Origin of the sequence: Endozoicomonas elysicola (assembly GCF_000710775.1) — a bacterium.
Taxonomy (GTDB): Bacteria; Pseudomonadota; Gammaproteobacteria; order Pseudomonadales; family Endozoicomonadaceae; genus Endozoicomonas; species Endozoicomonas elysicola.
In genome coordinates this window covers 1,522,586-1,546,308 of record NZ_JOJP01000001.1, presented here as the reverse complement: position 1 = coordinate 1,546,308, position 23,723 = coordinate 1,522,586, and the positions used below count along the sequence as shown (strand labels likewise).

The following is a 23,723-nucleotide window of genomic DNA, read 5'->3' as shown; positions in this document are numbered from 1 at the left end:
TACACACGCCGCATTAATTGCGGCGTGTTTTTTTGTCTTGGCTAATTTTCTTTTTTCTGCTCACCTTCGTCATGGTAGAGTTACAGGTCGAATAGATTATCCTCCCCATAAAAGTTCAGACATATATCCCGTCTGCAAAGTGATGGGGATACCACTCCTTTAAGAACTGAAGCATTATTGGTGGACCACGGAGAGATCATGACCTACACCTTTCGTTCAGTGAGCATGCTGACTCTGCTGCTGTTAACCAGCCTGTTAACTGCCTGTGGCTTCCATCTGAGAGGAGAAATGGGTACCGGCAGCGATCTCAAACAACTGTCAGTGTCTGGCAATGATCCTGTCTATATTCGCTATCTTTCCAGAGCTATGGAACGCAGTGGCATTGATATCAGTATCGAGGCTCCCTGGCTAATCAATGTGATCCGGGTTGAAAGGGATGTTGACCAGAAGACGGTCGCTTCAGCAGGTTATTTTGAGCAGAGAATAGCCATGAGCGTGGTTTACCAACTGCAAACATCCTCTGGTTTACCACTGTTTGAGCCGGTTGAACTGACCCGTGAGCGGTACTTAACCCAGAATCAGGATACACCCAATGCGTCAGAATCCGAGCAAGCCATCATTCTTTCTGAATTACGCCAGGAGCTGATTACCACTACTTTGCGAAGAATCCATAGCCTCTCAGAAGCAGAGCTGGCAACTGAAGCTGAAAAAGCCATTGCTACAGAGCAAATGAAACAGCCGGTAATGGAAAGCACAGTGGAAGGAAACCAACAACCTTGAAGCTTCGTATTGACCAGCTGGGAGCTCAGCTGAAAAAGCAGCTTGCACCGGTTTACATCATCAGCGGTGATGAGCCATTGCAAGTGGCCCAGTGCTGTGATCAGATCCGCAAGCATGCCAGAGAAGCCGAATTCTCAGAGCGTCATGTTTATCATGTGGAAAGTGGGTTTGACTGGGGCGATTTTCTCAGCACGGCAAACAGCTTATCCCTGTTTGCCCAGAAGCAGATTCTTGAGCTTCGCATGCCTAATGGAAAGCCGGGAGATACTGGCAGTAAAGCGCTTTTGGAATATATCGGCCACCCATCTCCAGACAACCTTCTGCTGATAGTGACAGACCGCCTTGATAACTCACTGCAAAAATCAAAGTGGTTTAAGGCTCTGGAACAATCTGGGGTATTTATCCCAATCTGGCCCATTGAATCTGTGCAATTACCACAATGGCTGGGCCAGCGCCTCAGGTCAGATGGCTACCAGGCAACGCCTGAGGCTCTTAACCTTATTGCTGAGCGCGTAGAAGGTAACCTTCTGGCAGCGTCGCAGGAACTGGAAAAGCTCAAACTTCTCTCAAAAGACAAAGCGATTGATGAAGCTACCGTTCGCGAAGCGGTTTCAGATAGTGCACGATATGATGTATTCCAGTTACTGGATACCGCCCTGGAAGGCAATATTAAACAGTGTGTTCGAATCCTCAGCATCCTGAAAGGAGAAGGGATTGAACCGCCTATCATCCTCTGGGCTCTCGCCAGAGAGATTCGTCTGTTAAGCCACCTCAGCCGACAAATCTCCCGTGGGTTATCCACTGATATCGCCATTGATCAATCAGCGAAAGTCCTTGGATTTGCCCCCTTCATGTTAAAACGCAGGAAATCATTGCTGGATAAAGCCATTCGCCGGAGCAGTGAACGAAGTCTCCGTCAAATGCTTTTGTCTACCGGTAGAATTGATCGTTGTATCAAAGGCCTGGACAAAGGTAACGTCTGGGATGAGCTGCTGACCCTGACCCTGCATCTTGCTGGAATACCTCCCATAAAAAGTATTTCCTGAATCATATCCGCTATTGCCTGATTGTCTGGCTCTGTTGACACGAAGTTGGAAGGCAGCTGCGCGAGTCAATCTGCACGTGCTGCCCCGAACTCAAACCAACAGCTTGCTCAATAAAGGGCTTCTCACCCTCGCCGATATATTCCCAACAAGGCCCCTGTGATCAATCAGATTTACGAGCTCGAAGCCAGGGGATATTCACTTTGTTAATAGACGGGGATGGCTCATGGGTTTCCGGGCATTTTCATTGTTTCTTACTCTCCTGCTGGCTGGCTGCATGTCCGGGTATGACCAACCCTATAAAAACCAATGGTCAAAGGCCAAAAATCTGGCCAATGCAGCGGGAATGGAAGAGAAGCTCTACGATCAGGAGCTGCCGGATACTGCTTACGATAAGAAAGGCAAACTACTGGACTACAAATTGGGTGGTATTTTTCATCCAGCTTATGGTAGCTCAAGCGGCATTGCTGGCGTCAATATTAATCCCTACGGCCCCTTTGAGCACTTCTACTGGGGCTGGACTATTCCTGGGGTCAGCCATCACAGTGAGCATCGTGTCTTTGCCTGGATGCCTCTTCATATGGCACCGGATAGCGCGAGTGCCAAACACATGATGGAAACCATGTTAAGCAGGGCTTCTCTCGCCATCCTCCATGAGATGAATTACAACTATCAGGCTGTTAAAAAGCCCTTCATTCATGAAGGCAGAACGTTTAAACAGTGGTACCTCGGTAAAGCTGATGGTACCTGTTCATTACAGAAAATGAATTGCGTATTAAGCCTCTATGTAACCGAACCCAAAGGCCCCTATCGAGCTCCCCGCTTTGCTTTTCATAATATTGCCGGAGAAGCATCCTGGTTTTTCCCTGCCAGAGATAAGTCTGCTTTCCCTCGCCTGATTCTGGCTGAGGGTGATGGAACCAAAAGCATCAGTGCCAGCATATTCTATCAAAGGCTGAGCGCTCGACTGCCTGGCTGGGCTTATTTTTACATTGCTCCGAACGAGGCTGGTACAGGAGAGAATAATCGTACAATTCCATACCCCTATGTTTTAGAGAAAGGCAAACCCCTGCTGTTTATTCGACCAGTCAGTAAATAATGCACTAACGGGCATTACTGGCAGTACTCCATCAATTCTACCGGTGCGCCATTCACCTCGATAAAAGCGACCAGCAGGCCATCACTGGGAGAGTTTGGAGGGATAATGACTGTCTGCCCCCGAATAGCCTCAGCAAGATCCTTCACCTCAAATGCCACATGGGGGACTGTTTTTACCAAATCCGGGTAAGGTGCATCCTTCCAGTACCGTTGCCACTGAATGCCATAAGGATTATTTTCATGATCCGAAACGGTCATTTTTAGATGGGGTAAATCGATTTCTCCCGGAAAGGATCCTTTTGTCGGAATACCGATGTGATTAAATTTCATCATTCTTAAGTTCTGGAATCATGGATCGTGAACGAAAACCAACTATCTTTTACCACTGCTTTGTCACATTTTATCGCTATCTCAACAACACCATTTCTAATTTTTATACAAAGAGAGCGAGCAAGGCATAGTTAGAAGATAGAAATGGTATAAGATAGCGTTTTCATTTCAATCACTGATTTAAGCATTTATTCCAGAGTTCTAATGACAGCATCTTCCTGGTTATCTCTATTGGCTATCTGTGCACTCGGTGCCATTTCTCCTGGCCCAAGCCTGGCCGCAGTTATGAAAAGTACTGTCCAGGGATCAAGGGCTCATGGCTTAGTGACATCTATCTCACATGCACTGGGCATAGGTATCTATGCATTTCTGGTTGCCGCAGGTATTGCCGTTGTTATTACCGAAACCCCTTGGCTCTTCAAGTTTATAACCTATGGTGGCTCTGCTTATTTGGCTTGGATGGGCTATAAGGCAATAACTTCAACATCACCATCACTGGCGCAAGAAAACCATCAGCAGCATAAACAGTTAAGCTTGAAACAGGCGGCCATTGACGGGTTTCTGGTCTCCTTCCTGAACCCAAAAATTGCAGTCTTCTTGCTGGCGCTGTTCAGCCAGTTTGTCACTCCTGAGTCTACCATCATGACAAAACTTCTGATGGCAGCCATCGCGACACTCTGCGACGGTATCTGGTATTGCATGATTGCTTCAGTTGCTGGCCATGGAAAAGTACTGCCAGCCCTACGAAAAAGAGCCACACTGATCAACCGGCTCTGTGGCACACTGCTGATTCTGGTAGCTCTTCGTATTTTGTGTATGTAAATAGCTAGGGGGCGTTACCTACTGGCCATCCTGCCAGTAGGTAACGCCCCCTAAGCAGCTGACTTCTGTTATTGAAGTCAGCTATTTTCCTGGTTAACAGTCTCAGTCAAAAAGGCTCAAGTCCCGAACGGCTCCCTTGTCAGCACTGGTCACCATACGTGCATAAGCTTTAAGAGCTGTAGATACTTTCCTGGGACGGGGTTTAATCGGCCTCCAGGCATCCTTCCCCTTAGCTTCCATTGCAGTCCGTCGCTCAGCAAGCTCTTTTTCAGTCAACTGGACATTAATACTTCGGTTAGGAATATCAATTCGGATGGTATCGCCATTTTCCACCAAGCCAATTGCGCCACCAGAAGCGGCCTCTGGAGAAGCATGTCCGATGGATAGGCCTGAAGTACCACCCGAGAAACGTCCATCCGTCAGTAGAGCACAGGCCTTACCCAAGCCTTTGGACTTCAGGTAACTGGTTGGATAAAGCATTTCCTGCATGCCCGGGCCACCTTTTGGCCCTTCGTAACGAATAATAACCACTTCACCTGGCATGACTCTGTCTTCCAGAATATCGCTAACCGCTCCTTCCTGGCTCTCACAGATATGGGCAGGCCCTTCAAAAACAAGGTTATCTTCATCAACGCCAGATGTTTTTACAACACAGCCATCTTCAGCGATATTGCCATAGAGAACTGCCAGTCCACCCTCAAGGCTGAAAGCGTGATCAATTGAACGGATACAGCCTTCTGCCCGATCATCATCCAACGTATCCCAACGGCACTCCTGACTGAAGGCTTCCGTTGTTCTGATACCTGCGGGGCCGGCTTTATAGAAGGTTTTCACCGACTCATCGGTGGTCTGCATAATATCCCACGTTGTCAGGGCTTCTTTGAAAGTAGCACTGTGAATCGTGGGAATATCATTATGTAACAGGCCAGCCCGATCCAGTTCACCCAGTATCCCTATGACCCCACCGGCACGATGCACATCTTCCATATGGTATTTCTGGGTATTGGGAGCCACTTTACACAACTGGGGAATGCGGCGGGAAAGCTCATCAATATTTTTCATGTCGAAAGGGATACCCCCTTCCTGAGCAGCCGCCAACAAGTGCAGAATGGTGTTGGTCGACCCTCCCATTACGATATCCAGACTCATGGCATTTTCAAAGGCTTTGAAGCTGGCAATGGACCTAGGTAACACACTGTTATCATTTTCTTCATAGTAGCGCCGCGTAATATTAACAATACGACGACCCGCCTCTAAGAAGAGTTCCCTGCGATCAGCATGAGTGGCCAGCATGGAACCATTACCTGGTAAAGAGAGGCCCAGAGCTTCTGTCAGGCAATTCATGGAATTAGCGGTAAACATCCCGGAACAGGAACCACAGGTTGGGCAGGCTGAACGTTCATACTCTGCCACCGTTTCATCATCCGCATCCGATGCAGCAATGACCATGGCATCCACCAGATCCAGCCCATGTTGGGCCAGTTTGGTTTTGCCTGCTTCCATCGGTCCACCGGATACAAAAACTACCGGAATATTCAGGCGCATGGCAGCCATCAACATGCCTGGTGTTATCTTGTCACAATTGGAAATACAGACAAGTGCATCTGCCGTATGAGCATTCACCATATACTCGACAGAGTCAGCAATAATATCCCGGCTTGGCAGGGAATAAAGCATGCCATCATGGCCCATGGCAATACCATCATCCACAGCAATAGTATTGAACTCTTTTGCTACACCACCGTGCTTTTCGATTTCACGACAGACCAGCTGTCCAAGGTCTTTCAGGTGTACATGGCCCGGAACAAACTGGGTAAATGAGTTGGCTACAGCAATAATGGGCTTGTTGAAATCCCCATCGTTCATTCCAGTTGCCCGCCATAATGCACGGGCTCCGGCCATATTCCGGCCATGGGTCGACGTTCTGGAGCGATAGGCTGGCATGAAACATTCCCTCTACTGACTTAATTCGCGAAAAGCTTTTTTCTGGTTAATGGCTTTTATCTGCGGTTTGGTGAAGAAAACAAACCGCAGCATTCCTTTGCTAATCAGAGTTCCTCATACCATCCAATGGCGACCAGTAAGGATATCAAAAACTATTGAAACTGTCTGACTCCATCGATTGAAAAACTACTGGATAAACTGGCGCTGCCGAGCAAGATGCTTGTCTATCATAATATCTATAGCTTCCTGGTCGTAGGGGCGAAGACCAGAAAGAATCATGGTTTTCTCGCCCATACCAACCACGTCCCCACCTTCACGATAGATAAAGTTCAGCGTAACTTTCCCTCGCTTACCGTTGACTTCAAGCTTAACCCCCGCTGCTTCCAAGGTAGGATTAACCAAATCAACACGCTCAAGTTTTAACGTCATGCTGTCGTAAATCACCAGCGGCTTAATCGTGTTAATCATCACACCGTGCGACTTCATCAGGGGAACAAAAACGTTAGGGAAGTTTTCTCCAGAAAACGCGACGTAACTGCGAACCAGTTGCTCAATCATGGGGGTGTCGTGGCTACAATCACCATGGCGCTCAATATCCAGGTACATCTTGTCTGAGAGATCATAAATACTTCTATGCCCCTTCTCATTGGTGCGGATTTCCAGCTCGACACCATCTGTAACCATGCCATTAAAAGTGACTCGCATATCGCTATACAAGCCTTCGGCCATCAGGACCTTAGCGAACAGAAGGTCACCCGGCACACAAAAGCGGGAGTTATCCACATCATGGAGTGGGTTAAAGTCATTGGCAATGCGCTTCGCAAATTGGCTGGCCTGCTCGCGAGTAAACGAAAAGCGATTGTCTGCCAGAGAGGTACAGTATTGGTCGATAAGCATAGTGTTAAGGCTGGATTCCTGCCGCAGTCATCCCATGAGCCAGACTGCACTTGTTGTTCTGGCTACCGGATGTTCAGTCATTAGTGACAAATGCCCTTGGTAAAACAGCGAATATTCTACGCTGCTCTCGCCACTCATAGCGGAGCGCTATAATCACCTACCCCAGAGCAAAAGCGCTGGAAGACTATAGTACAATCTCCCTTACTTTGTTGCATCATGGGCACAGGATAGTGGAGGCCGCGATTTCAGGGTAGATATCATAAGTTAGCCGACAACAGTAAACCTACCAGTAATTCGTAGTTTTTTGTTTACTGATTGTTATATAAATCCTACTTAATTATTAGCCAACATTCTTATAACAACCTGAACTTGTTGATTTTGTCTAAATTATTCTGCAGGAAAGATTGCTTTATAATTCCCTCCACAATACAGACAAAGGTTAAGATAAACCAGTTATCTTATGATCACCTCAATTGATGATGGTGCTCAGAGCTGAATTAAGAGGGAATTCAAATAGATATTAGAATAATTGAAATGGGTGCTGTTACCTTCATGTGTGACCAAAACAACCTTCAGTTTCTCCCGAACGGCTTCAGGCAGGCTATTTAATAGTCCGGAAACATTACTTACAGGGTCATGCTTTTGCCACCGTGGATTATGAATAACAAGATTGATATTGCTACGATCAATAGAGTCAAGCTCTGAAATAGCAACAGACCTTTTCGTAGGCTGGATTGAACTGTACCTGATACTTGAGCTTGACCAGTCTGAGGCAGTAAAGAAGAACCAAGCAGGGGATCTATGAGCAGAGCCTCTTATCCAGTTGTTATTTACAACCCTTAAGACCCTTTCTTTCGGTAAGAGTTTCTGAAAAATAAGCCCGTTACACGGCTCAGCGGCCCATAACATGAGAATGGCTTGTGAACATGGCAGCTATTCTAGATTGAGCAAGCCCTACAGAACAGATGAATGCTCTCGGAGCCCCCCAAAGAGCGCCCCCCAAAGCCCTTTGGACTTTGGGGCTTTAAGAAAATAAAAAGCCTAAAACAGTAGCTTTAAGCTATGCTACCGAAAGACATGGCAGACATAGCTTGGCATGTATTTTAAAAAGAACAGCTAAAGACCAACATTATTTTTCTGCAAAACCTGTTCCGCACGATAGCTGGATCGTACCAAAGCACCGGAAACCACTTCCAGAAAGCCTTTATCAAGCCCCCATTGGCGATATTTTTCAAACTCTTCCGGGGTTACATAGCGCTCAATAGGAAGATGGTTAACAGTTGGCTGAAGGTACTGGCCAAACGTCACAATATCCACACCAATACCCCTTAAATCATCCAGTGTTTCAAGAATTTCATCTTCTGTCTCCCCCAGCCCCAGCATCAAACTGGTTTTGGTGAGAACCTCAGGACGATATTTTTTGGCATGTGCCAGCACAGCCAGTGTCTGCTCATAACTGGCTCTTGGGTCGCGTACCGGATGAGTCAATCGGCGGACGGTTTCTACATTCTGGGCAAAGACAGTAATAGGGCTATCGACAACCGTTTCAACATCGGACATGACACCAAGAAAATCGGGCGTCAGTACCTCTACATCAGTATCCGGATTCTCATCCTTCACCCGTTGCACAACCGCAGCATAGTGACCTGCTCCACCATCAGGAAGGTCATCCCGGTTCACCGAGGTTAAAACCAGGTACTTAAGATTCATCAGTTTTACGGAGTTAGCGGTGTGCTCTGGCTCATCATGATCAAGCCAACCCTTGGGGTTACCTGTATTGACGGCGCAGAAACGGCAAGCACGGGTACAGGTTTCGCCCATCAGCATGATAGTCGCGGTCCCTGAGCTCCAGCACTCGTTGATATTCGGACACATAGCCTCTTCACAAACCGTACTGAGTTTATGCTCGTGAACAGTACTTTTGACTTCCTTGTACTTTGTGCCGTGGCTTGCTTTAATTCTGAGCCAGGAAGGTTTCCGCTGAATCGGCGCGTGCTGCCCTCCGGCACTGGCTTTAATGCCATTTTTAATCGCTGTGATACCTTTGTCATTGACAAATTTTGTACCACTTTCTACCTGTACGGTAGGAATTATCTGTTCCGGCTTCATCCGCTGATTTTCTCCGGTGGGGTGACCCTTTAGCGTCTCAAGGTTATTTTCTGAATGAATAGCCATTCCCCCCCCTATTGTCTTTGTGTACTACTACTGCTGCTGAACCAATTAACAGGCTGATCCGGCAGGCTGATCATTATTTGCAGCCTTCTCATCAATATTGATGTAGTTTAGCGCTTTCTGAAAGCATACCAGTAAACGGCGGCTAACTTCCTCAATATCGACTTTCCCGAGTAAAGAGGCCATATCAACAACATCCAGTCCAGCATACCCACAGGGATTAATTCGACTAAATGGCTCCAGGTCCATGTCCACATTAAGACTAAGTCCATGATAGGAGCACATTTTCCGGAACCTTAAACCCAGCGAGGCAATCTTGGCACCATTGACATAAACGCCTGGAGCATCAGGCTTGTTACGGGCTTCAATACCAAAACCCGCGAGCATCTCAATCACAGCATATTCTAACGCTGAGACTACTGCCCTGGGCCCACTTCGCTTTCGGCGGACATCCATCAAGAAATAGAATACCAGTTGCCCAGGACCATGATAGGTAACCTGCCCACCTCGATCTACCTGGATAACCGGTATATCCCCTGGAAAAAGTATATGTTCAGGCTTTCCTGCCTGTCCCTGGGTAAATACCGGATTATGCTCAACCACCCAGAACTCATCATGGGTCTGATCATCTCGCTCGGCAGTGAACGACTTCATTGATTGCCAAACAGGCTCGTAATCCCTGCGCCCCAGGTAGCGAACAACAAGTTCGCTACCTTCGAGGCCAGACGGGTAAACATCCTCAACCATCAAAGCACCATCTGAATACGGCCGCTGGCCTTCAACTCATCAAAAAGTGCCTTGAGCTGAGGTTCACCGGTTGCCATGATGACGACGGTTGCAGACAGATATTTGCCATTACGACTGGTTTTCATCTTTGCTTTTCCGTCAAACTCCGGATCATGCTTTGCCACAACACCGAGAACAAAGTCTTTGTAGTCCGGAGCTGCATGTCCCACAATGCGAATAGGGTATTCACAGGGGAATTCAATTTTAGGGGCTTTTGGCTCTTTCATAACCACTACCTAAATCATTTTCAGAGCTGTTAAATATCAAAAAGCGCTGCTCCCTATTCATTGGGAGTGCAGCGCCTTTAAACCGTACGCTTTCTCTGCAAAACAGTCGAGTTATGCAAACAGCCCGGTAAAGAACAACACAATACTATCCCAGATTCGCTTAAAGAAGCCGCCCGGTTCAACCGCCTGCTGAGCAACCAACGGAACTTCACGGACCACTTCATCTTCCAGCATCACTTTGACAGTACCAATGGTTTGCCCCTTCTCGATGGGAGCCTCAAGCTTTGGATCGATAGCCAGGGTGGCCGTCAGGTTCTTACCTGTCCCCCTGGGCACCGTCACAATCAGGTCCTCTGTGATACCAGCCGTAATCTCGCTGATATCGCCCTTCCAGACTTTAACGGTTTGTAGAGGCTCACCACCTTTCTTCACGTCGACGTTTTCAAAGAAACGGAAACCATAGGTCAGCAGCTTTTGGGCATCGTCAGCGCGCTGCTTCTCACTTTTGGAGCCTAACAGTACGGCAATCAGACGACGATCATCACGCTCAGAGGTCACTGCCAGATGGTATCCGGTATCTTCAATATGCCCGGTTTTCAAACCATCCACATAAGGATTGGTCCAGAGCAAGCGGTTACGGTTCGCCTGACGGCGTAATGGCTTACCGGTCTTCTTATCCACACCGTATTGATAGTATTTCTCAGCATACCAGCCGTAGTATTCCGGATAGTCCTGAACAATATGTTTACCAAGAATGGCCAGATCACGAGCTGTGGAGTAATGATTATCCCCAGGCCAGCCAGAAGCATTCTGGAACAGGGTATTTTTCATTCCCAGACGCTGGGCAGTACTGGTCATCAACTGCGCAAAAGCACCTTCGCTTCCGGCAATATGCTCAGAGATGGCGACACTGGCATCATTACCGGAAACAATAATGATCCCTTTCAACAACTCTTCGACCGGTACCCGCTCCCCAACCTCAATAAACATGGTAGAGCCACCCAGACTCCATGCTTTTTCGCTGACCAGTACCTTGTCATCACGATTGATATTGCCTGCGGCCATCTCCATTTCAGCAAGATAGGCAGTCATCATCTTTGTAAGGCTGGCCGGATGCATTGGTTCATCTGGACTCTGGGAGGCCAGAACTTCACCACTGGCGGCATCCATCAGTATATAGCTCTTCAGTGAAACTTCCGGAGGAGAAGGAATCTGTCCAAAAGCACTGGCCTGGCCTGCGATAACAAGACCAGCCATGGTCAACGCCCCCAGCCAGCGGCGGGGAGATAAAATTCTTTTGCTCATGCAGGTAAATGCTCTGAGTATATGGATTTCCATCATTATAATGTTCAAGTCTTTAGAGGTTAACTGCGACTTACAACGACTAATAACAATTCTGCGGGCATGTTAGCACAGTATGTATTCTGTCAAGTCAGATATGAGTATGTGTTAAGCAAGACTGCATACTCATAAGAAAAATTTTTTTCCCCTGATGGGTATCGTCTTTAAAAGTATGCCACCCCAGTTTTTCATAAAAACTGACCTGATCTGGAGTATACAGGAATAGCGGATACAAGTTCTGCTGCTGTGCAAACGCCATTGCCACTTTTACCAGCTGCTGACCATAGCCTTGCCCTCTCTTCGAGGGTTCAACATAGACATTAGCCAGCCATGGTGAAAACTCCTGATAACCTGGTAAATCTTTTTCGAGAATACTGACGGATCCCCAAGCGCATTGCCCCTCCTCCAGAACCCAGGTTTGGGGAATACTAACCGTCAATAGCGATGCTTCCAGATCGCTCTGGAAGTCTTTAAGGACACTCTCAGGATATAAAGCCCCCCATTCCTGATAGTGCCACTGAGCAACTGTTGCGATACAAGAAGGTAGCTCTTTCAAATTTATAATTTTCATGAGGATTAATAGCAAAGAAATCTATGACAGCGATTGTACCTCAAAGCGCCGAAAAACCTGACACCTAAGAAAAACAACACTCCCTCAACATCGCCACCTCCCTTATAAATAAAGACCTCAAGAGGACAATAAATTATCTTGGCAAGGTTTCAAAACGCCCTCTATTTTTACGTTATGAATACACGACTATGAACCCGCAGTACCAGTTCAATCATATCAGCAATAAATAATTCCATGATTCAAAAAACGTGGAAAAGTGGGAGTGAAACAATGTTAAACGAAGACTTGTACGAGTGTCTTATTGAGCTCGGCATTAATGAATCTAAAGCACGGGCAGCAGCAAAAGAAAATGCCAAACTGACAGAAATCGGCGAAGATATCGTTACCATCCGGCAAACAGTTTTCGAGCTCACCCGTCAGAGCAGCGGTATGAATGAGCGCCTGATCAATGTTGAAGAGTTGATGAAAGCACTGATTCAACGCATTAACAGTATGGAGCAGTGGCAAGCTCAGACAGATGAGCATTTGACTGATTTTGAGGGCCGCCTGACAAGTGTAGAGGGAAAGCTAATCAGCGTGTCAGGGCGGCTAACGGGCGTTGATGACCGGCTGACTCGCGTGGAAGATGAGCTGGCGGAAATTAAAGGCATGCTGAAAATACTGGTTGATCGGGCATAGGACAGATTAACTAACTCCATCCTATAAAGCCTCACACCTTATGGGGTCTTAACGACCTGCTCTGACTGCTCTGCCTCTACCTCAATCACTTTTTTTTCAGAAATGATCTTTTCATTAACTGGCTTTTCATAAACAAGGTAGGGCGGTGTAAACTCAGCAGCGTTCAAACCCTCTAACAGTTCTTCCAGGTGATCAGGGCTTTCTACCGGACCAATTCTCACTCGATAAAGAGGCTCAGCCTCTTCGCCCTTAACAACTTTCGCCTGAACACCTACTCTGGAAAAAATATCCCGGCGTAATAGTTGGGCGTTATGATAGTTTTTAAGAGCGGCCAACTGCAGATAGAGCAAATCACCATCACGCTCGTGGGCAGGTGAGCGAGAAAATGACTCTGGGTCAATACCTTCTATAGCAACATTTGCCAACCCTGAATCCTCAAACCCAAGCTTCTTGGCCGCTACATAAGAGAGATCAATCAGTCGATCACCATGGAAAGGCCCACGGTCATTCACCCGAACCACTACCGATTGTCCATTCTCAACATTGGTTACTTTAACATAGGATGGTAATGGTAAGGTTTTATGGGCTGCGGTCATCTTGAACATATCATAGATTTCACCATTGGCCGTCTGCTTCCCATGAAACTTGGTGCCATACCATGATGCCTGGCCATTTTCAGAATAACCATTAGCCGATGCCATCGGCTGATAGCTAACCCCACCCAGGGTATACGGTGTATTTTTCAAGGGAACCTGTATTGGCGAAGGAACTGCATCAGGAATACCACTAACATCCACTGACTCGGATGGAGGGCCATCCTTAACCGCTGAACTACTACACCCAACCAGAGCCAACAGCACAACTGCGGTAGTCAGTAGCCTGAATATAGAGGTATTACTATCCATGTTTTTATTCATTAACGAAAAGCCTGGAAAAAAGGCACCAGATCGTCCTGGTTGATCAAACATAACTTTCAACATTCACAACTTTAAGGCCCTCTTTTCAGAGAGCCTCCTGAAAAATCACCAAAGCGCAGTAAGAGACTTCATCACCCCTGCTTGTCTTTGGCCACCTGTTTTTGTAACGCCAGAGACTGGTTATAGTTTTCCTTAAGTTCTCTGGCTAACTGATGAACCGCAAGGGCATACATCTGGCTACGATTATAGCGGGTAATTACATAAAAATTATGAAGTCCCACCCAGTACTCTGCTCCGGTACTCCCCTCATGCCTCATGGCCAGTACTTTTGAAGATCGCGGTACCATTTTATTAGGGATAGCCCAACCAGCCTTTTGTACAATGCTCAGCTTTTTATCCGGCTTCAAACCGGAAGACACAACCTGATCATGCTTAATACCCGAAACTTTAGCCTGAACCGCGACACCATTACCGTATTTCCAGCCATGTTTCTGCAGATAGTTTGCAACACTGGCTATAGCATCCTCATCGCTTCGCCAAATATTGGCCTGCTGATCGCCAGTATAATCAACAGCATAGGCACGGTAGCTGGAAGGCATAAACTGTGGAATACCCATAGCTCCAGCATAAGACCCGGTCAGGTCATCAATATTCAGATTCTGCTCTCGGGCAAGTATGAGAAAGTTCTTAAGTTCTTTTCGGAAGAAGGCACCTCTTCGAGGAAAATCAAAGCCCAGAGTGGTCAGTGCATCCAGCACTTTAAAACCACCGGTCTGTCGGCCGTAATAAGTTTCTACACCAATAATGGCGACAATAATATTGGCAGGAACCCCCAGCTCTTTTTCAACATTCGCCAGCGTTTGTGCATTTTCTTCCCAGAAGCCAACACCTTTCGTAATTCTTTCCTGAGTGATAAAGATTTTTCGGTAGTCTTTCCACTCCAGAGTTCCCTCTGCGGGTCTACTGATCAGCTCCAATGCCCGTTCAGAACGTTCCGCCTTACTCAGAATATGTTCAAGCTCTTTGCGGGAAAAGTGGTTTTCCGCCACAAGCTCATCTATGAAAATATCAACGTCCTGCCTACCCAGATAATCACTGGAACTTTGCTCCTGAGTCACCGCGAAAGAGGCAGGCGCACTCACCACAGCAGCAATCAGACTGCTACGAATGATATTACGGAATACCCCTGGAAAATTTTTCATGTATCCGTACCTTTGCAAAAATAACAAGCTCGGGGCTCTCCCACAGCTTTAATAGCTGTAACAATACTCGACTAACCCTATCTCTACATTAATCGACAGTGGTTTAGAATTCTATGATGAAAAGGTAAAGATCTACTTTCTGCCTGACACATATACAAGTAACCGTTTTAACATATGAACAAGGCATGAAAGCAGAGTGCTAGCGGGAAACTCCCAAAAAAGAGCGATGCGTATGTATCGACATCAAAAGTCCAAAACCAGCCAGCAATGTCAGCAAAGATGTTCCACCACGACTGACCATTGGCAGAGGAACACCCACCACAGGTAAAAGCCCACTGACCATACCGATATTAACGAAGATATACACGAAGAATGTCAGAGTAATACTACCCGCTAATAGCCGGCCAAACAGTGTCTGGGCATTCAGGGTTATAAAAATCCCCCGCCCCAGAATCAGGGTATACAGAGCGAGCAGAACCAGACACCCCATCAAACCAAACTCTTCTGCAAGAACAGCGATTATAAAGTCAGTGTGGCTCTCAGGTAGAAAGTCCAAGTGAGACTGAGTCCCCTGTAACCAGCCTTTACCATAAAGCCCACCAGAACCAATCGCTATGGTAGACTGAATAATATTCCAGCCCGCCCCCCAAGGGTCACTTTCCGGATTCAGAAATGTCAGAACTCTGCGTTTCTGGTAGTCGTACATAAAGAACTGCCAGAGCACATAAATAGCAGGTACAGCAAGACAAAGCGCAGAAAAAATTATGCGTTTTCGCAAACCAGCCAGCAGCAGAACGAACATACCTGAAGAGCCAATCAGAATCGATGTTCCAAGATCAGGTTGTTTAGCAATAAGCACCACAGGCACAGCAATAATAACCAGCGAAAAGATAACGTCCTTAAATGATGGGGGAAGCGGGCGCTTAGCCAGAAAAGCCGCCATGGTAATGGGCATAATCAGTTTGATGACTTCTGACGGCTGAAAGCGGAACCCTGGTAGCTGTATCCAACGCTGGGCACCTTTAGAGTGGACCCCCATAAACAGAACTGCCAGCAGCAGCAGTACACCTCCAACATAAAACCACTTTGCCCACTGCATCAGCATTCTCGGTGGAATCTGGGCCACAATAAGCATTCCAAAAAGACTGATTCCCAGGTAAGTCGCCTGTCGAATCACGACAGACATATCCCGGCCAGTCGCACTATAAAGGATAAAAAGTCCCGCACCACAAAGTAGAAGTAGAAACCCGAGAAGCACAAAATCTATATGCCAGCGCATTGAGAGGCCCGGACCACGCCCGAACCCATGGAGGTCAATCTGGCGAACAAAATCCTGGTTAGCCATTATTTCTCTCCTTTCGCTCGACTGCTTTCGGCAGTTAACCGTGGCAACAGGTAAGAGTCCATGACTTTCCTGGCCACGTTGGAAGCCCCGTTGCTGTTTTCAAGAATGACCGCCACAGCAATCTGCGGGTCCTCTACTGGAGCGAACGCAACAAACAGACTGTGGTCACGCTCGAACTCTTTCAACTTTTCAGCATCGTACTCCTCTCCCTGAGCAATACTGACCACCTGGGCTGTCCCTGTTTTCCCCGCCATACGATACTTAAGTCCTCGCCCAATCCGCCAGTTGGCTGTACCTCTGGGCGAATGAATAACATCTTCCATGGCATTGATAATAAGCTCCCAGTTTTTAGCATCAGCCTCAGGGGTACGGCCAATTTTTATATCTTTCCCCCAGAACTCTCCCTGAACTTCAGGAATATCTTCCTTCACCAGTCGAGGCTGGACATACCTGCCACGGTTTGCAATGAGTGCAGTTGACTCCACCAGCTGTAACGGAGTAGCCAACATATAGCCCTGGCCAATGATGGCAATTACCGTCTCACCTGGATACCAGGGCTGGCCGTACGCTCCCCGCTTCCACTCTCTGGAAGGCAAAAGTCCGGGACGTTCTTCCCGTATATCAATACCGGTTCGATGGCCAAAGCCAAACTGGCCAGCGAAGTCATAGAGATTATCAATCCCCAGCTTGCCAGCCTGAATATAAAAATAAGTATCGTTCGATACTGTTATCGCCCGAGGTAAGTCGACCCAGCCATGACCAGAACGTTTCCAGTTCCGAAAACGGTGGTCACTCCCCTGCAACTGAAACCATCCCTTATCAAAAATTTTATCTTCCGGTTTCACCACATCATTGGCTAACAACGCCAGCCCCATAACGGGCTTCACTGTAGAAGCCGGGGGGTACTCGCCCAAAGATGCACGATTGTAGAGCGGCCTTTCAATATCCGTGTTCAGCGCATTGAATGTTTTACTATCAATGCCCGTTACAAAGAGGTTTGGATCAAATGAAGGGTTACTGGCCATCGCCAATACACCACCGGTCTTCGGATCCATCGCAACCAGGGCACCCCTGCGCCCATTTATCGCTTCAATAGCAACCTTCTGTAGCTCGGTATCCAGATAAAGATTCACATCCAGCCCTGCTTCAGGACTGACCTTCTTCAGCACCCGTAATACACGGCCACGAGCATTAGTTTCCACTTCCTGGTGACCGGGTTTTCCCAGCAATACCGATTCATAAGAGCGCTCTACACCAATCTTTCCAGTGGTATGAGTGCCGGAGTAAAGCGCAGGATCAAGACGGCGCAAATCCTGATCATTGATCCTGCCCACGTAACCGATGCTATGGGCAAAAATTTCACCTTCGGGATACTTACGAATCAGTTCAGCATTGATATCTACACCCGGAAACCGAAAAAGATTCACCGAAACCTGGGCAATTTCTTCTGAGGTAAGGTCAAATTTCAGAGGGACTGCTTCAAAAGGTCGGCGTCGCTTAACCCGTTGATGAAAACGCTGCAATTCGCCTTCTGTTAAAGGCAGAAGCGTTCCAATACTTTCCAGCAAACCATCAAGGTCTTTTGTCTGCTCTCGAACAATCGATAAAATATGGCTGGGCTTGTTAACGGCAAGAAGCTTTCCATTCGTATCGTAAATAAGCCCACGGGTAGGAGGTATTGGCTGAACCAGAACTCTGTTGTCATCCGATTGGGTCGACAGCTCGTTGTAACGAACAACCTGAAGATAGAAAAGGCGGGAAATCAGTCCCACGCCAAGGAGTGTCATAAAGCCAATGGCAACCCAAATCCGGATATTTACCAGTCTTTTTTCTGCCCCATGGTCCTTTAAGGTATCCTGCGGCATGTTATATCTCAGTCATCAGTCGTATGGTCAAAAAACAGTTCTCAATGCACCAACCGATACATTAACCTTTAATGTATCGGACCTGTTACGTTTCGTTGAAAAGCTCAGTGGCTCAAAAAAACGTCATATGCACGAAAGGCTTGTGCATTGCGTATATTCTACATCAAGCAAGTCTGACAAAGCAGATGGCGCTTTTCCGAGCCAGACTGCGCGTCCCGCCCCGAGGGGCGCCCTGATGCGCTGAGCACACAAGGAAACGTCAACAGGCCCTAATGATTAAACGTAAAAAAATGCAGTGCTTCTCTGGAGGAAACCACTGCATTTAATATAAAAGCACTAGCGCGCCCTTCACTTTTACTTGAGTGAAAGTACTTCGTCAATCACGGTTACATCCGTTTTACTTATGATATGGATGGTTGTGAAGAATACTCCAGGCTCTATAAACCTGCTCAGCAACAACCACTCTTACTAGAGGATGAGGAAGTGTTAGCGGGGATAGAGACCAGCGCAGGTCAGCCTTGGCAAGGCAAGAAGCATGCAAACCTTCCGGACCGCCAACCAGCAAGCTGACATTCCGACCACTGTGAAGCCAGTCTCCCATATTTTCTGCCAGCGTTTCAGTACTCCAGGGCTTACCCTTGATTTCCATGGTGACCACCAGGTCTCCAGAGCCCACTGCTGCTAACATCTGGCCAGCTTCTTTCTCCTGAAGACGGTTGATATCAGCACCTTTACTCCGTCGACCAAGGGCTATTTCAACCAGATCCAGTTTGACATCCGCACCCAGACGACGACTGTATTCTCTGTAACCTTCTTCAACCCAGCCAGGCATTTTTGAGCCAACGGATATCAGCCGGACTCGCATCAGGATGGCTCAACGGCAACCAGATCTGAGTTATCCCAAAGCCTCTCAAGATCGTAGAACTGTCGGGTAGCAGGGAGCATCAGGTGTACAACAACATCGCCGAGATCAACCAGAACCCACTCAGATTTGTCCTGACCCTCAACACCCAGAGGACGCACACCATTTTTCTTGCACTGATCAATGATATTATCTGCCAGCGACTTGACATGACGGTTGGAAGTACCGCAGGCAATCACCATGAAATCGGTCACACTGGTCTGACCTGCAACGTTCAGGCAGGTGATATCATTACCTTTTACTTCTTCAATAGCTTCTACAACAAGCTGCTTTAATTCATCAGAATGCATAGACTGCAAAATCAACCTCTTATTGACGACCTGGACAGAATCCAGACCATTTAAACCGGGCAGGCTCTCAGCATTGATACTAGATGTCAACGCCCAGTGAGTGCCAGAGGCGGAAATCCACTACCAGAGTGTAATTAACCACCCATCATACCCGTTTATACCTCTCTTTCAGAGATGCACAGCCAGCTCATGAAGCACCAAACCTGCGTTTTCACTTTGCCGGATTGGGACTTCTCCGCTTCATGCCAACCGCACCTCATATACTCAGGATATAGTTTATACCATTGTCACCTTCCAACGATGGCAGGTAAAAAGTAACTCTGTCTTACTGGCGAATATGGCCATCGCCAAGCACTACATACTTCTGGGAGGTCAGCCCTTCCAAGCCAACCGGGCCTCGTGCATGAATCTTGTCTGTAGAAATGCCAATTTCTGCACCCAGCCCGTATTCAAAGCCATCAGCAAAGCGGGTTGATGCATTAACCATAACCGAGCTGGAATCCACCTCACGCAGAAAACGGCGTGCTCTGGTAAAGTCCTCAGTAACAATCGCATCCGTATGATGAGAACCATAGCGATTGATATGAGCAATCGCTTCATCCATATCAAGTACTACTTTAATGGCCAGTACGGGTCCAAGATACTCAGCAGACCAGTCATCTTCCGTCGCAGCTACTGCATTTGGCAGAATTTCACAGGTCACAGGGCAGCCTCGCAGCTCAACGCCTTTCTGGGAGTAAAGCCCTGACAGTTCACGAAGCAGTGGTTGAGCAACATTCTGATGAACCAGCAATGTTTCCATAGCATTACACACACCATAACGGTGAGTTTTGGCATTTATGGCGATCCGAACCGCCTTGGCATGATCCGCCCGGTCATCAAGGTAAACATGACAGATACCATCCAGGTGCTTGATCACCGGCACACGGGCTTCAGCGCTGATTCGTTCAATCAACCCTTTACCGCCCCGAGGCACAATAACATCCACATACTCAGGCATCGTGATCAACACACCTACGGCAGCACGATCAACTGTTTCGACAACCTGAACCGCATCTTCAGGAAGCTCTGCCTGAGCAAGTCCCTGCTGAATACAACGGGCAATGGCCTGGTTTGAGTGAATTGACTCACTGCCTCCACGAAGAATTACAGCATTACCAGACTTAAGGCAAAGACTGGCTGCTTCGACGGTGACATTCGGCCGAGACTCATAGATGATGCCAATAACGCCCAGCGGAACACGCATTTTTCCCACCTGAACACCATTGGGCACGTACTTCATATCATCAATAGTACCGATAGGGTCTGGCAAGGCCGCTACCTGACGCAACCCCTCAATCATGGCATCAATTCTGTCATCAGTGAGTTCCAGGCGGTCCAGCATGGCAGCATCAAGCCCACGCTCGCGCCCTGCATCCAGATCACGAGTATTCACAAATTTCAGCTGTGAACGATCCGTCTCAAGCGCATCCGCGATAGCAAGAAGCGCCCTGTTTTTAATCGCAGTATCAGCAACAGCCATCTCCTGACTGGCCTGCCGGGCTCTTTGCCCCAGTCCATGCATGTACTCCGTCACTTGATCAGCCAATTTTTCCTCTCCCGACAATATCAATCACGACCATCAATTATGCCTCATAGTATCAATCAGCAATCGGCATGGTAAATTCAAAAATGGTTCCACCTTCCGGATGACGCTGAAATGTCAGCCGCCCACCATGAGACTGAATAATGGAGTGACATACTGTCAGCCCAATTCCCATACCGTCAGCCTTGGTCGTATAAAATGGAGTAAAGAGTTTTTCTTCAGCATCGTCTGCCAGGCCATGGCCACGGTCAATGACAGATACTTTTACAAAGTTATCATCCTGACGTTCAGTACGGACATAGACTCCTATACTCCGGGTATCCATATCCCGCATAGCCTCCATACCATTACGGATCAGGTTAAGTGCTACCTGCTGGATCTGCACAGGGTCAACTTTGACATTGGGTAGCCCATCTTCCTGCTCAAGGTGAATTTCCATGTGATTATTACGGGCATCCACTTCGGCCAGTTTGTAGGTGTCCTGAATCAGGCGATTCGGATCAACACTCCCCAGGACATGATCCGGTTTTTTAACAAACGAACGGATGCGAGCAATGATTTCACCTGCCCGCCGGGCTTGGGTATTAATTTTTTCCATTGCCTCAGAAAGCCCAAGGTCATCTTCCAACTCCAGCCTGGCCAACATTCTTCTGGCCACCTGAGCGTAATTGGAAATGGCAGTAAGCGGCTGATTCACCTCATGTGCAAAGCCAGCTGCCATCTCACCCATGGTGCTCAAACGGGAAACATGAGTCAGCTGCTCTTTCTGACTTTCCAGCTCATCCAATGCTTTTTGCAGTGCTTCCTGCTGCCTCTTTTTCTCAGAGATATCCCTGAAAACAACAACCGCCCCACTGGGAGAGCTGTTTTCCATGATAGGTGTGCAGGAATAATCAACCGGAAAAGGTGAGCCATCACTGTGCAGGAAAGTGGCATTTTCAACAGTTTTGCTAACGCCTTTATTCAGAGAAACCTCAATAGGTGCCAGAGGCCCTGTTAAATTAGAGACTTCGCTCTCCCCCCCCTGCATCACCTGAATCAGGTTTTGCCCCGTCAATTGCTCAATGGACCATCCCGTCATGGCAGAAGAAGCTGGGTTAGCAAAAGTAATCTGTCCAAGACGATCGAGACCAAATATCCCTTCATTCATGCTTTCCAGAATACGAGCTTTATCTGCTTCCAGCTGGCGATTCCTGGCAGAGAGGGCTTGTTCAAGCTTATGAATTTTCAGCTGGGTCTGAACACGGGCAATCACCTCCTCGGCCTGAAAAGGCTTGGAAATAAAATCTACGGCTCCCGTTTCCAATCCTCTGACCTTATCTTTGGTATCATCCAGAGCCGATAAAAAAATCACCGTGATATTTCGGGTTTCTGAACTTTCTTTTAAGCGGCGGCAAACCTCATAGCCATCCATGCCGGGCATCATAATATCGAGCAAGACCAAAGCTGGTTTCGCTTTGGCGGCAATTCTCAGAGCGCTCTCACCATTTTTGGCAATAAGAAGCTTATAGCCCCTGCCACTAAGGGTTTGAAGCAATACCTGCAAGTTCGTCGGGTTGTCATCCACAAGAAGAATTCGCTCTTCTTCATGCTGCTCTATAGGAGCTTCAGCCAGATACATCGTCAGCAGACCCTGATTTCAGAAGGTTCATTCAAGTGCCTTTGGGTGAAAACGCCTCACTGAAACAATCTTGCTCAGATTCAGGTTTCATTGAGCCACTAACCTATCCCCCCAGGAAAACGGCGCATTTTCACTTACAGTTCATGGCAATTATCGAAAAATGTTACTTACGACTGTGGAGATAAAAATACAGCCAATGTAAAAATAGACGGAAATAAGTGGCTTATCTTACTATAACCTCGGCTTTTATCAGAGCCCTTACTGCCATCTGTCTTTCTGGTTAACGGTTTCAAAAAAGAGAATTCTTTCCCAGATCTGCCTTATTCATGTTTCAATAGAGTCATTTCGTGTATTGACCTACTAGCCCGGTCATTAACTCATGACGATCTATTGCTTATGAAAATACTATTGGTTGGTGGTACCGGACTCATCGGTCAGGAAGTTCAACAGTTATTACAAGAGAAGCTGATTAGTTGTATTGCCCCGGGAAGGGACGAGTTAAATCTGGAGCACCCTGAATCCATTGACTCCAGCCTGAAAAAGTACCAGCCAGATATTGTGATCAACTGTGCAGGTTATAACGATCCGGTTAAGGCAGAAAATGAGCCATCCAAATGCTTTCGGATAAACCGGGATGCTATGGCTACACTGGCTGACTGTTGCAACCGACAGAATGCTACTCTGGTTTATATTTCAACCTATCGCGTTTTTGATGGGATCAAAAAAGAGGCCTATAGCGAGAAGGATATCCCCAACCCTTCTGGCGTTCTGGCCACCAGCCGGTGGCAAGCTGAACAACAAATCAGTGAGCGCTGCCCAAGGCACATAATCCTTCGTCTCTCATGGGTCATCAGCTACAAACGCACCAATCTTTTAAAGTATCTTCTGGATCAAATCAGCAAAGAACAAGAGGTTGCTGTCGTGTCCGATCAGCAGGGATGTCCTACCCCCAGTGAAGATGCAGCCAGAGTGATTGTCGCGATTATTCAACAGCTGGGTTGTGGTGCAGAGCCATGGGGTACATATCACTATGCCGGAGCAGAACCCATCTCTGAAAACCGGTTTGCCGAGACGGTTATTTCTGAGGCATCGCAATATCAGTCTCTGAAAATACGGAAATTGAGAATGGACAAATTGAATGAACGCGATGGCATTCAAGCACCGGCTAATGCAACGCTGACTTGTCGAAAAATATTAAGTACTTTTGGCGTTCACAACAAACCATGGAGAGGAAGCCTTTCCAGAATGATCAGAAGTTATTATGAAAAAAGTCCTACCAGCTAGAAT

Annotated in this window: 22 protein-coding genes; 6 read left to right on the top strand and 16 right to left on the bottom strand. The window is 47.4% G+C overall.

Annotated features, from left to right (window positions below; all coding sequences use genetic code 11):
• The first annotated feature begins 198 nt into the window (after nt 1-198).
• The 3 genes from GV64_RS06550 (at nt 199) to GV64_RS06540 (ending at nt 2,922) form a co-directional block, all read left to right on the top strand.
• Nucleotides 199-780, top strand: a complete 582-nt coding sequence (locus tag GV64_RS06550; RefSeq protein ID WP_020580916.1) for an LPS-assembly lipoprotein LptE — start codon at nt 199-201, stop codon at nt 778-780.
• Nucleotides 777-1,826: a DNA polymerase III subunit delta gene (gene holA, locus GV64_RS06545; protein ID WP_020580917.1), complete on the top strand. Its 1,050-nt coding sequence runs from the start codon at nt 777-779 to the stop codon at nt 1,824-1,826. The genes GV64_RS06550 and holA overlap by 4 nt, the downstream gene beginning before the upstream one ends.
• Nucleotides 1,827-2,070: 244 nt before the next feature.
• Complete coding sequence (locus tag GV64_RS06540; protein ID WP_152553944.1) at nt 2,071-2,922, top strand: hypothetical protein; 852 nt, start codon at nt 2,071-2,073, stop codon at nt 2,920-2,922.
• Between the two features lie 14 nt (nt 2,923-2,936).
• Here the strand turns inward: GV64_RS06540 and GV64_RS06535 are convergent, their stop codons facing one another.
• Complete coding sequence (locus GV64_RS06535) at nt 2,937-3,254, bottom strand: VOC family protein (RefSeq protein ID WP_020580919.1); 318 nt, start codon at nt 3,252-3,254, stop codon at nt 2,937-2,939.
• 201 nt (nt 3,255-3,455) lie between these two features.
• Here GV64_RS06535 and GV64_RS06530 point away from each other — a divergent pair, with 201 nt between their 5' ends.
• Nucleotides 3,456-4,073 carry a LysE family translocator gene (locus GV64_RS06530; protein ID WP_020580920.1) on the top strand — a complete coding sequence of 206 codons (618 nt, stop codon included), beginning with the start codon at nt 3,456-3,458 and terminating at the stop codon, nt 4,071-4,073.
• A gap of 102 nt (nt 4,074-4,175) precedes the next feature.
• Here GV64_RS06530 and ilvD read toward each other — a convergent pair whose 3' ends face one another.
• The 7 genes from ilvD to GV64_RS06490 form a co-directional block, all read right to left on the bottom strand.
• Complete coding sequence (ilvD, locus tag GV64_RS06525) at nt 4,176-6,017, bottom strand: dihydroxy-acid dehydratase (protein ID WP_020580921.1); 1,842 nt, start codon at nt 6,015-6,017, stop codon at nt 4,176-4,178.
• Nucleotides 6,018-6,203: 186 nt separating this feature from the next.
• A complete protein-coding gene (locus GV64_RS06520; RefSeq protein WP_020580922.1) occupies nt 6,204-6,914 on the bottom strand; it encodes a DUF3581 family protein in 711 nt (236 codons plus the stop codon).
• A gap of 1,116 nt (nt 6,915-8,030) precedes the next feature.
• Nucleotides 8,031-9,023 carry a lipoyl synthase gene (lipA, locus tag GV64_RS06510; RefSeq protein WP_026258024.1) on the bottom strand — a complete coding sequence of 331 codons (993 nt, stop codon included), beginning with the start codon at nt 9,021-9,023 and terminating at the stop codon, nt 8,031-8,033.
• A 111-nt stretch (nt 9,024-9,134) separates the two neighbouring features.
• Entirely contained in the window at nt 9,135-9,833 is a 699-nt protein-coding gene (gene lipB / locus GV64_RS06505) for a lipoyl(octanoyl) transferase LipB (protein ID WP_020580925.1), read from the bottom strand.
• Entirely contained in the window at nt 9,833-10,099 is a 267-nt protein-coding gene (locus GV64_RS06500) for an HP0495 family protein (RefSeq protein WP_020580926.1), read from the bottom strand. The genes lipB and GV64_RS06500 overlap by 1 nt, the downstream gene beginning before the upstream one ends.
• 111 nt (nt 10,100-10,210) lie before the next feature.
• A complete protein-coding gene (locus tag GV64_RS06495) occupies nt 10,211-11,404 on the bottom strand; it encodes a D-alanyl-D-alanine carboxypeptidase family protein (protein WP_152553943.1) in 1,194 nt (397 codons plus the stop codon).
• 127 nt (nt 11,405-11,531) lie between these two features.
• Nucleotides 11,532-12,011, bottom strand: a complete 480-nt coding sequence (locus GV64_RS06490; RefSeq protein WP_026258026.1) for a GNAT family N-acetyltransferase — start codon at nt 12,009-12,011, stop codon at nt 11,532-11,534.
• Between the two features lie 270 nt (nt 12,012-12,281).
• Between GV64_RS06490 and GV64_RS06485 the strand changes: the two genes are divergently transcribed.
• The gene (locus tag GV64_RS06485; protein ID WP_152553942.1) at nt 12,282-12,689 is read left to right on the top strand and encodes a hypothetical protein; all 408 of its coding nucleotides are present in this window, start codon (nt 12,282-12,284) and stop codon (nt 12,687-12,689) included.
• Nucleotides 12,690-12,727: 38 nt separating this feature from the next.
• Here the strand turns inward: GV64_RS06485 and GV64_RS26185 are convergent, their stop codons facing one another.
• The 8 genes from GV64_RS26185 to GV64_RS06445 all read right to left on the bottom strand — a co-directional run bounded on the left by GV64_RS26185 (nt 12,728) and on the right by GV64_RS06445 (nt 22,436).
• A complete protein-coding gene (locus GV64_RS26185) occupies nt 12,728-13,606 on the bottom strand; it encodes a septal ring lytic transglycosylase RlpA family protein (RefSeq protein WP_157236897.1) in 879 nt (292 codons plus the stop codon).
• Between the two features lie 131 nt (nt 13,607-13,737).
• Nucleotides 13,738-14,808: a lytic murein transglycosylase B gene (gene mltB, locus GV64_RS06475; protein WP_020580931.1), complete on the bottom strand. Its 1,071-nt coding sequence runs from the start codon at nt 14,806-14,808 to the stop codon at nt 13,738-13,740.
• A 199-nt stretch (nt 14,809-15,007) separates the two neighbouring features.
• Nucleotides 15,008-16,153, bottom strand: coding sequence for a rod shape-determining protein RodA (gene rodA, locus GV64_RS06470; protein ID WP_020580932.1), 1,146 nt, complete (start codon nt 16,151-16,153; stop codon nt 15,008-15,010).
• On the bottom strand, nt 16,153-18,018 hold the full coding sequence (mrdA, locus tag GV64_RS06465; RefSeq protein WP_020580933.1) for a penicillin-binding protein 2: 1,866 nt from the start codon (nt 18,016-18,018) through the stop codon (nt 16,153-16,155). Before mrdA ends, rodA begins: the two co-directional genes overlap by 1 nt.
• A gap of 397 nt (nt 18,019-18,415) precedes the next feature.
• Nucleotides 18,416-18,883, bottom strand: a complete 468-nt coding sequence (rlmH, locus tag GV64_RS06460; protein ID WP_020580934.1) for a 23S rRNA (pseudouridine(1915)-N(3))-methyltransferase RlmH — start codon at nt 18,881-18,883, stop codon at nt 18,416-18,418.
• Nucleotides 18,883-19,230, bottom strand: a complete 348-nt coding sequence (gene rsfS / locus GV64_RS06455; protein WP_026258027.1) for a ribosome silencing factor — start codon at nt 19,228-19,230, stop codon at nt 18,883-18,885. Before rsfS ends, rlmH begins: the two co-directional genes overlap by 1 nt.
• A 325-nt stretch (nt 19,231-19,555) precedes the next feature.
• Nucleotides 19,556-20,794: a glutamate-5-semialdehyde dehydrogenase gene (locus GV64_RS06450; protein ID WP_020580936.1), complete on the bottom strand. Its 1,239-nt coding sequence runs from the start codon at nt 20,792-20,794 to the stop codon at nt 19,556-19,558.
• 76 nt (nt 20,795-20,870) lie between these two features.
• Entirely contained in the window at nt 20,871-22,436 is a 1,566-nt protein-coding gene (locus GV64_RS06445) for an ATP-binding response regulator (RefSeq protein WP_020580937.1), read from the bottom strand.
• Between the two features lie 396 nt (nt 22,437-22,832).
• On the opposite strand from GV64_RS06445, the gene GV64_RS06440 reads away from it, so the two are divergent.
• On the top strand, nt 22,833-23,720 hold the full coding sequence (locus GV64_RS06440; RefSeq protein WP_020580938.1) for an SDR family oxidoreductase: 888 nt from the start codon (nt 22,833-22,835) through the stop codon (nt 23,718-23,720).
• Nucleotides 23,721-23,723: the final 3 nt, after the last annotated feature.

Excerpts from the sequence above, each read along its gene's own strand:
- GV64_RS06520 (WP_020580922.1), bottom strand. The coding sequence starts at position 6,914 with ATGCTTATCGACCAATACTGTACCTCTCTGGCAGACAATCGCTTTTCG.
- GV64_RS06445 (WP_020580937.1), bottom strand. The coding sequence starts at position 22,436 with ATGTATCTGGCTGAAGCTCCTATAGAGCAGCATGAAGAAGAGCGAATT.
- rsfS (WP_026258027.1), bottom strand. The coding sequence starts at position 19,230 with ATGCATTCTGATGAATTAAAGCAGCTTGTTGTAGAAGCTATTGAAGAA.
- GV64_RS06500 (WP_020580926.1), bottom strand. The coding sequence starts at position 10,099 with ATGAAAGAGCCAAAAGCCCCTAAAATTGAATTCCCCTGTGAATACCCT.
- GV64_RS06440 (WP_020580938.1), top strand. The coding sequence starts at position 22,833 with ATGAAAATACTATTGGTTGGTGGTACCGGACTCATCGGTCAGGAAGTT.
- GV64_RS06495 (WP_152553943.1), bottom strand. The coding sequence starts at position 11,404 with ATGAGCAAAAGAATTTTATCTCCCCGCCGCTGGCTGGGGGCGTTGACC.
- GV64_RS06490 (WP_026258026.1), bottom strand. The coding sequence starts at position 12,011 with ATGAAAATTATAAATTTGAAAGAGCTACCTTCTTGTATCGCAACAGTT.
- GV64_RS06485 (WP_152553942.1), top strand. The coding sequence starts at position 12,282 with ATGTTAAACGAAGACTTGTACGAGTGTCTTATTGAGCTCGGCATTAAT.
- mltB (WP_020580931.1), bottom strand. The coding sequence starts at position 14,808 with ATGAAAAATTTTCCAGGGGTATTCCGTAATATCATTCGTAGCAGTCTG.
- GV64_RS06530 (WP_020580920.1), top strand. The coding sequence starts at position 3,456 with ATGACAGCATCTTCCTGGTTATCTCTATTGGCTATCTGTGCACTCGGT.
- lipB (WP_020580925.1), bottom strand. The coding sequence starts at position 9,833 with ATGGTTGAGGATGTTTACCCGTCTGGCCTCGAAGGTAGCGAACTTGTT.
- mrdA (WP_020580933.1), bottom strand. The coding sequence starts at position 18,018 with ATGCCGCAGGATACCTTAAAGGACCATGGGGCAGAAAAAAGACTGGTA.
- lipA (WP_026258024.1), bottom strand. The coding sequence starts at position 9,023 with ATGAAGCCGGAACAGATAATTCCTACCGTACAGGTAGAAAGTGGTACA.
- rlmH (WP_020580934.1), bottom strand. The coding sequence starts at position 18,883 with ATGCGAGTCCGGCTGATATCCGTTGGCTCAAAAATGCCTGGCTGGGTT.
- GV64_RS06550 (WP_020580916.1), top strand. The coding sequence starts at position 199 with ATGACCTACACCTTTCGTTCAGTGAGCATGCTGACTCTGCTGCTGTTA.
- GV64_RS06535 (WP_020580919.1), bottom strand. The coding sequence starts at position 3,254 with ATGATGAAATTTAATCACATCGGTATTCCGACAAAAGGATCCTTTCCG.
- rodA (WP_020580932.1), bottom strand. The coding sequence starts at position 16,153 with ATGGCTAACCAGGATTTTGTTCGCCAGATTGACCTCCATGGGTTCGGG.
- GV64_RS26185 (WP_157236897.1), bottom strand. The coding sequence starts at position 13,606 with ATGAATAAAAACATGGATAGTAATACCTCTATATTCAGGCTACTGACT.
- ilvD (WP_020580921.1), bottom strand. The coding sequence starts at position 6,017 with ATGCCAGCCTATCGCTCCAGAACGTCGACCCATGGCCGGAATATGGCC.
- GV64_RS06450 (WP_020580936.1), bottom strand. The coding sequence starts at position 20,794 with ATGCATGGACTGGGGCAAAGAGCCCGGCAGGCCAGTCAGGAGATGGCT.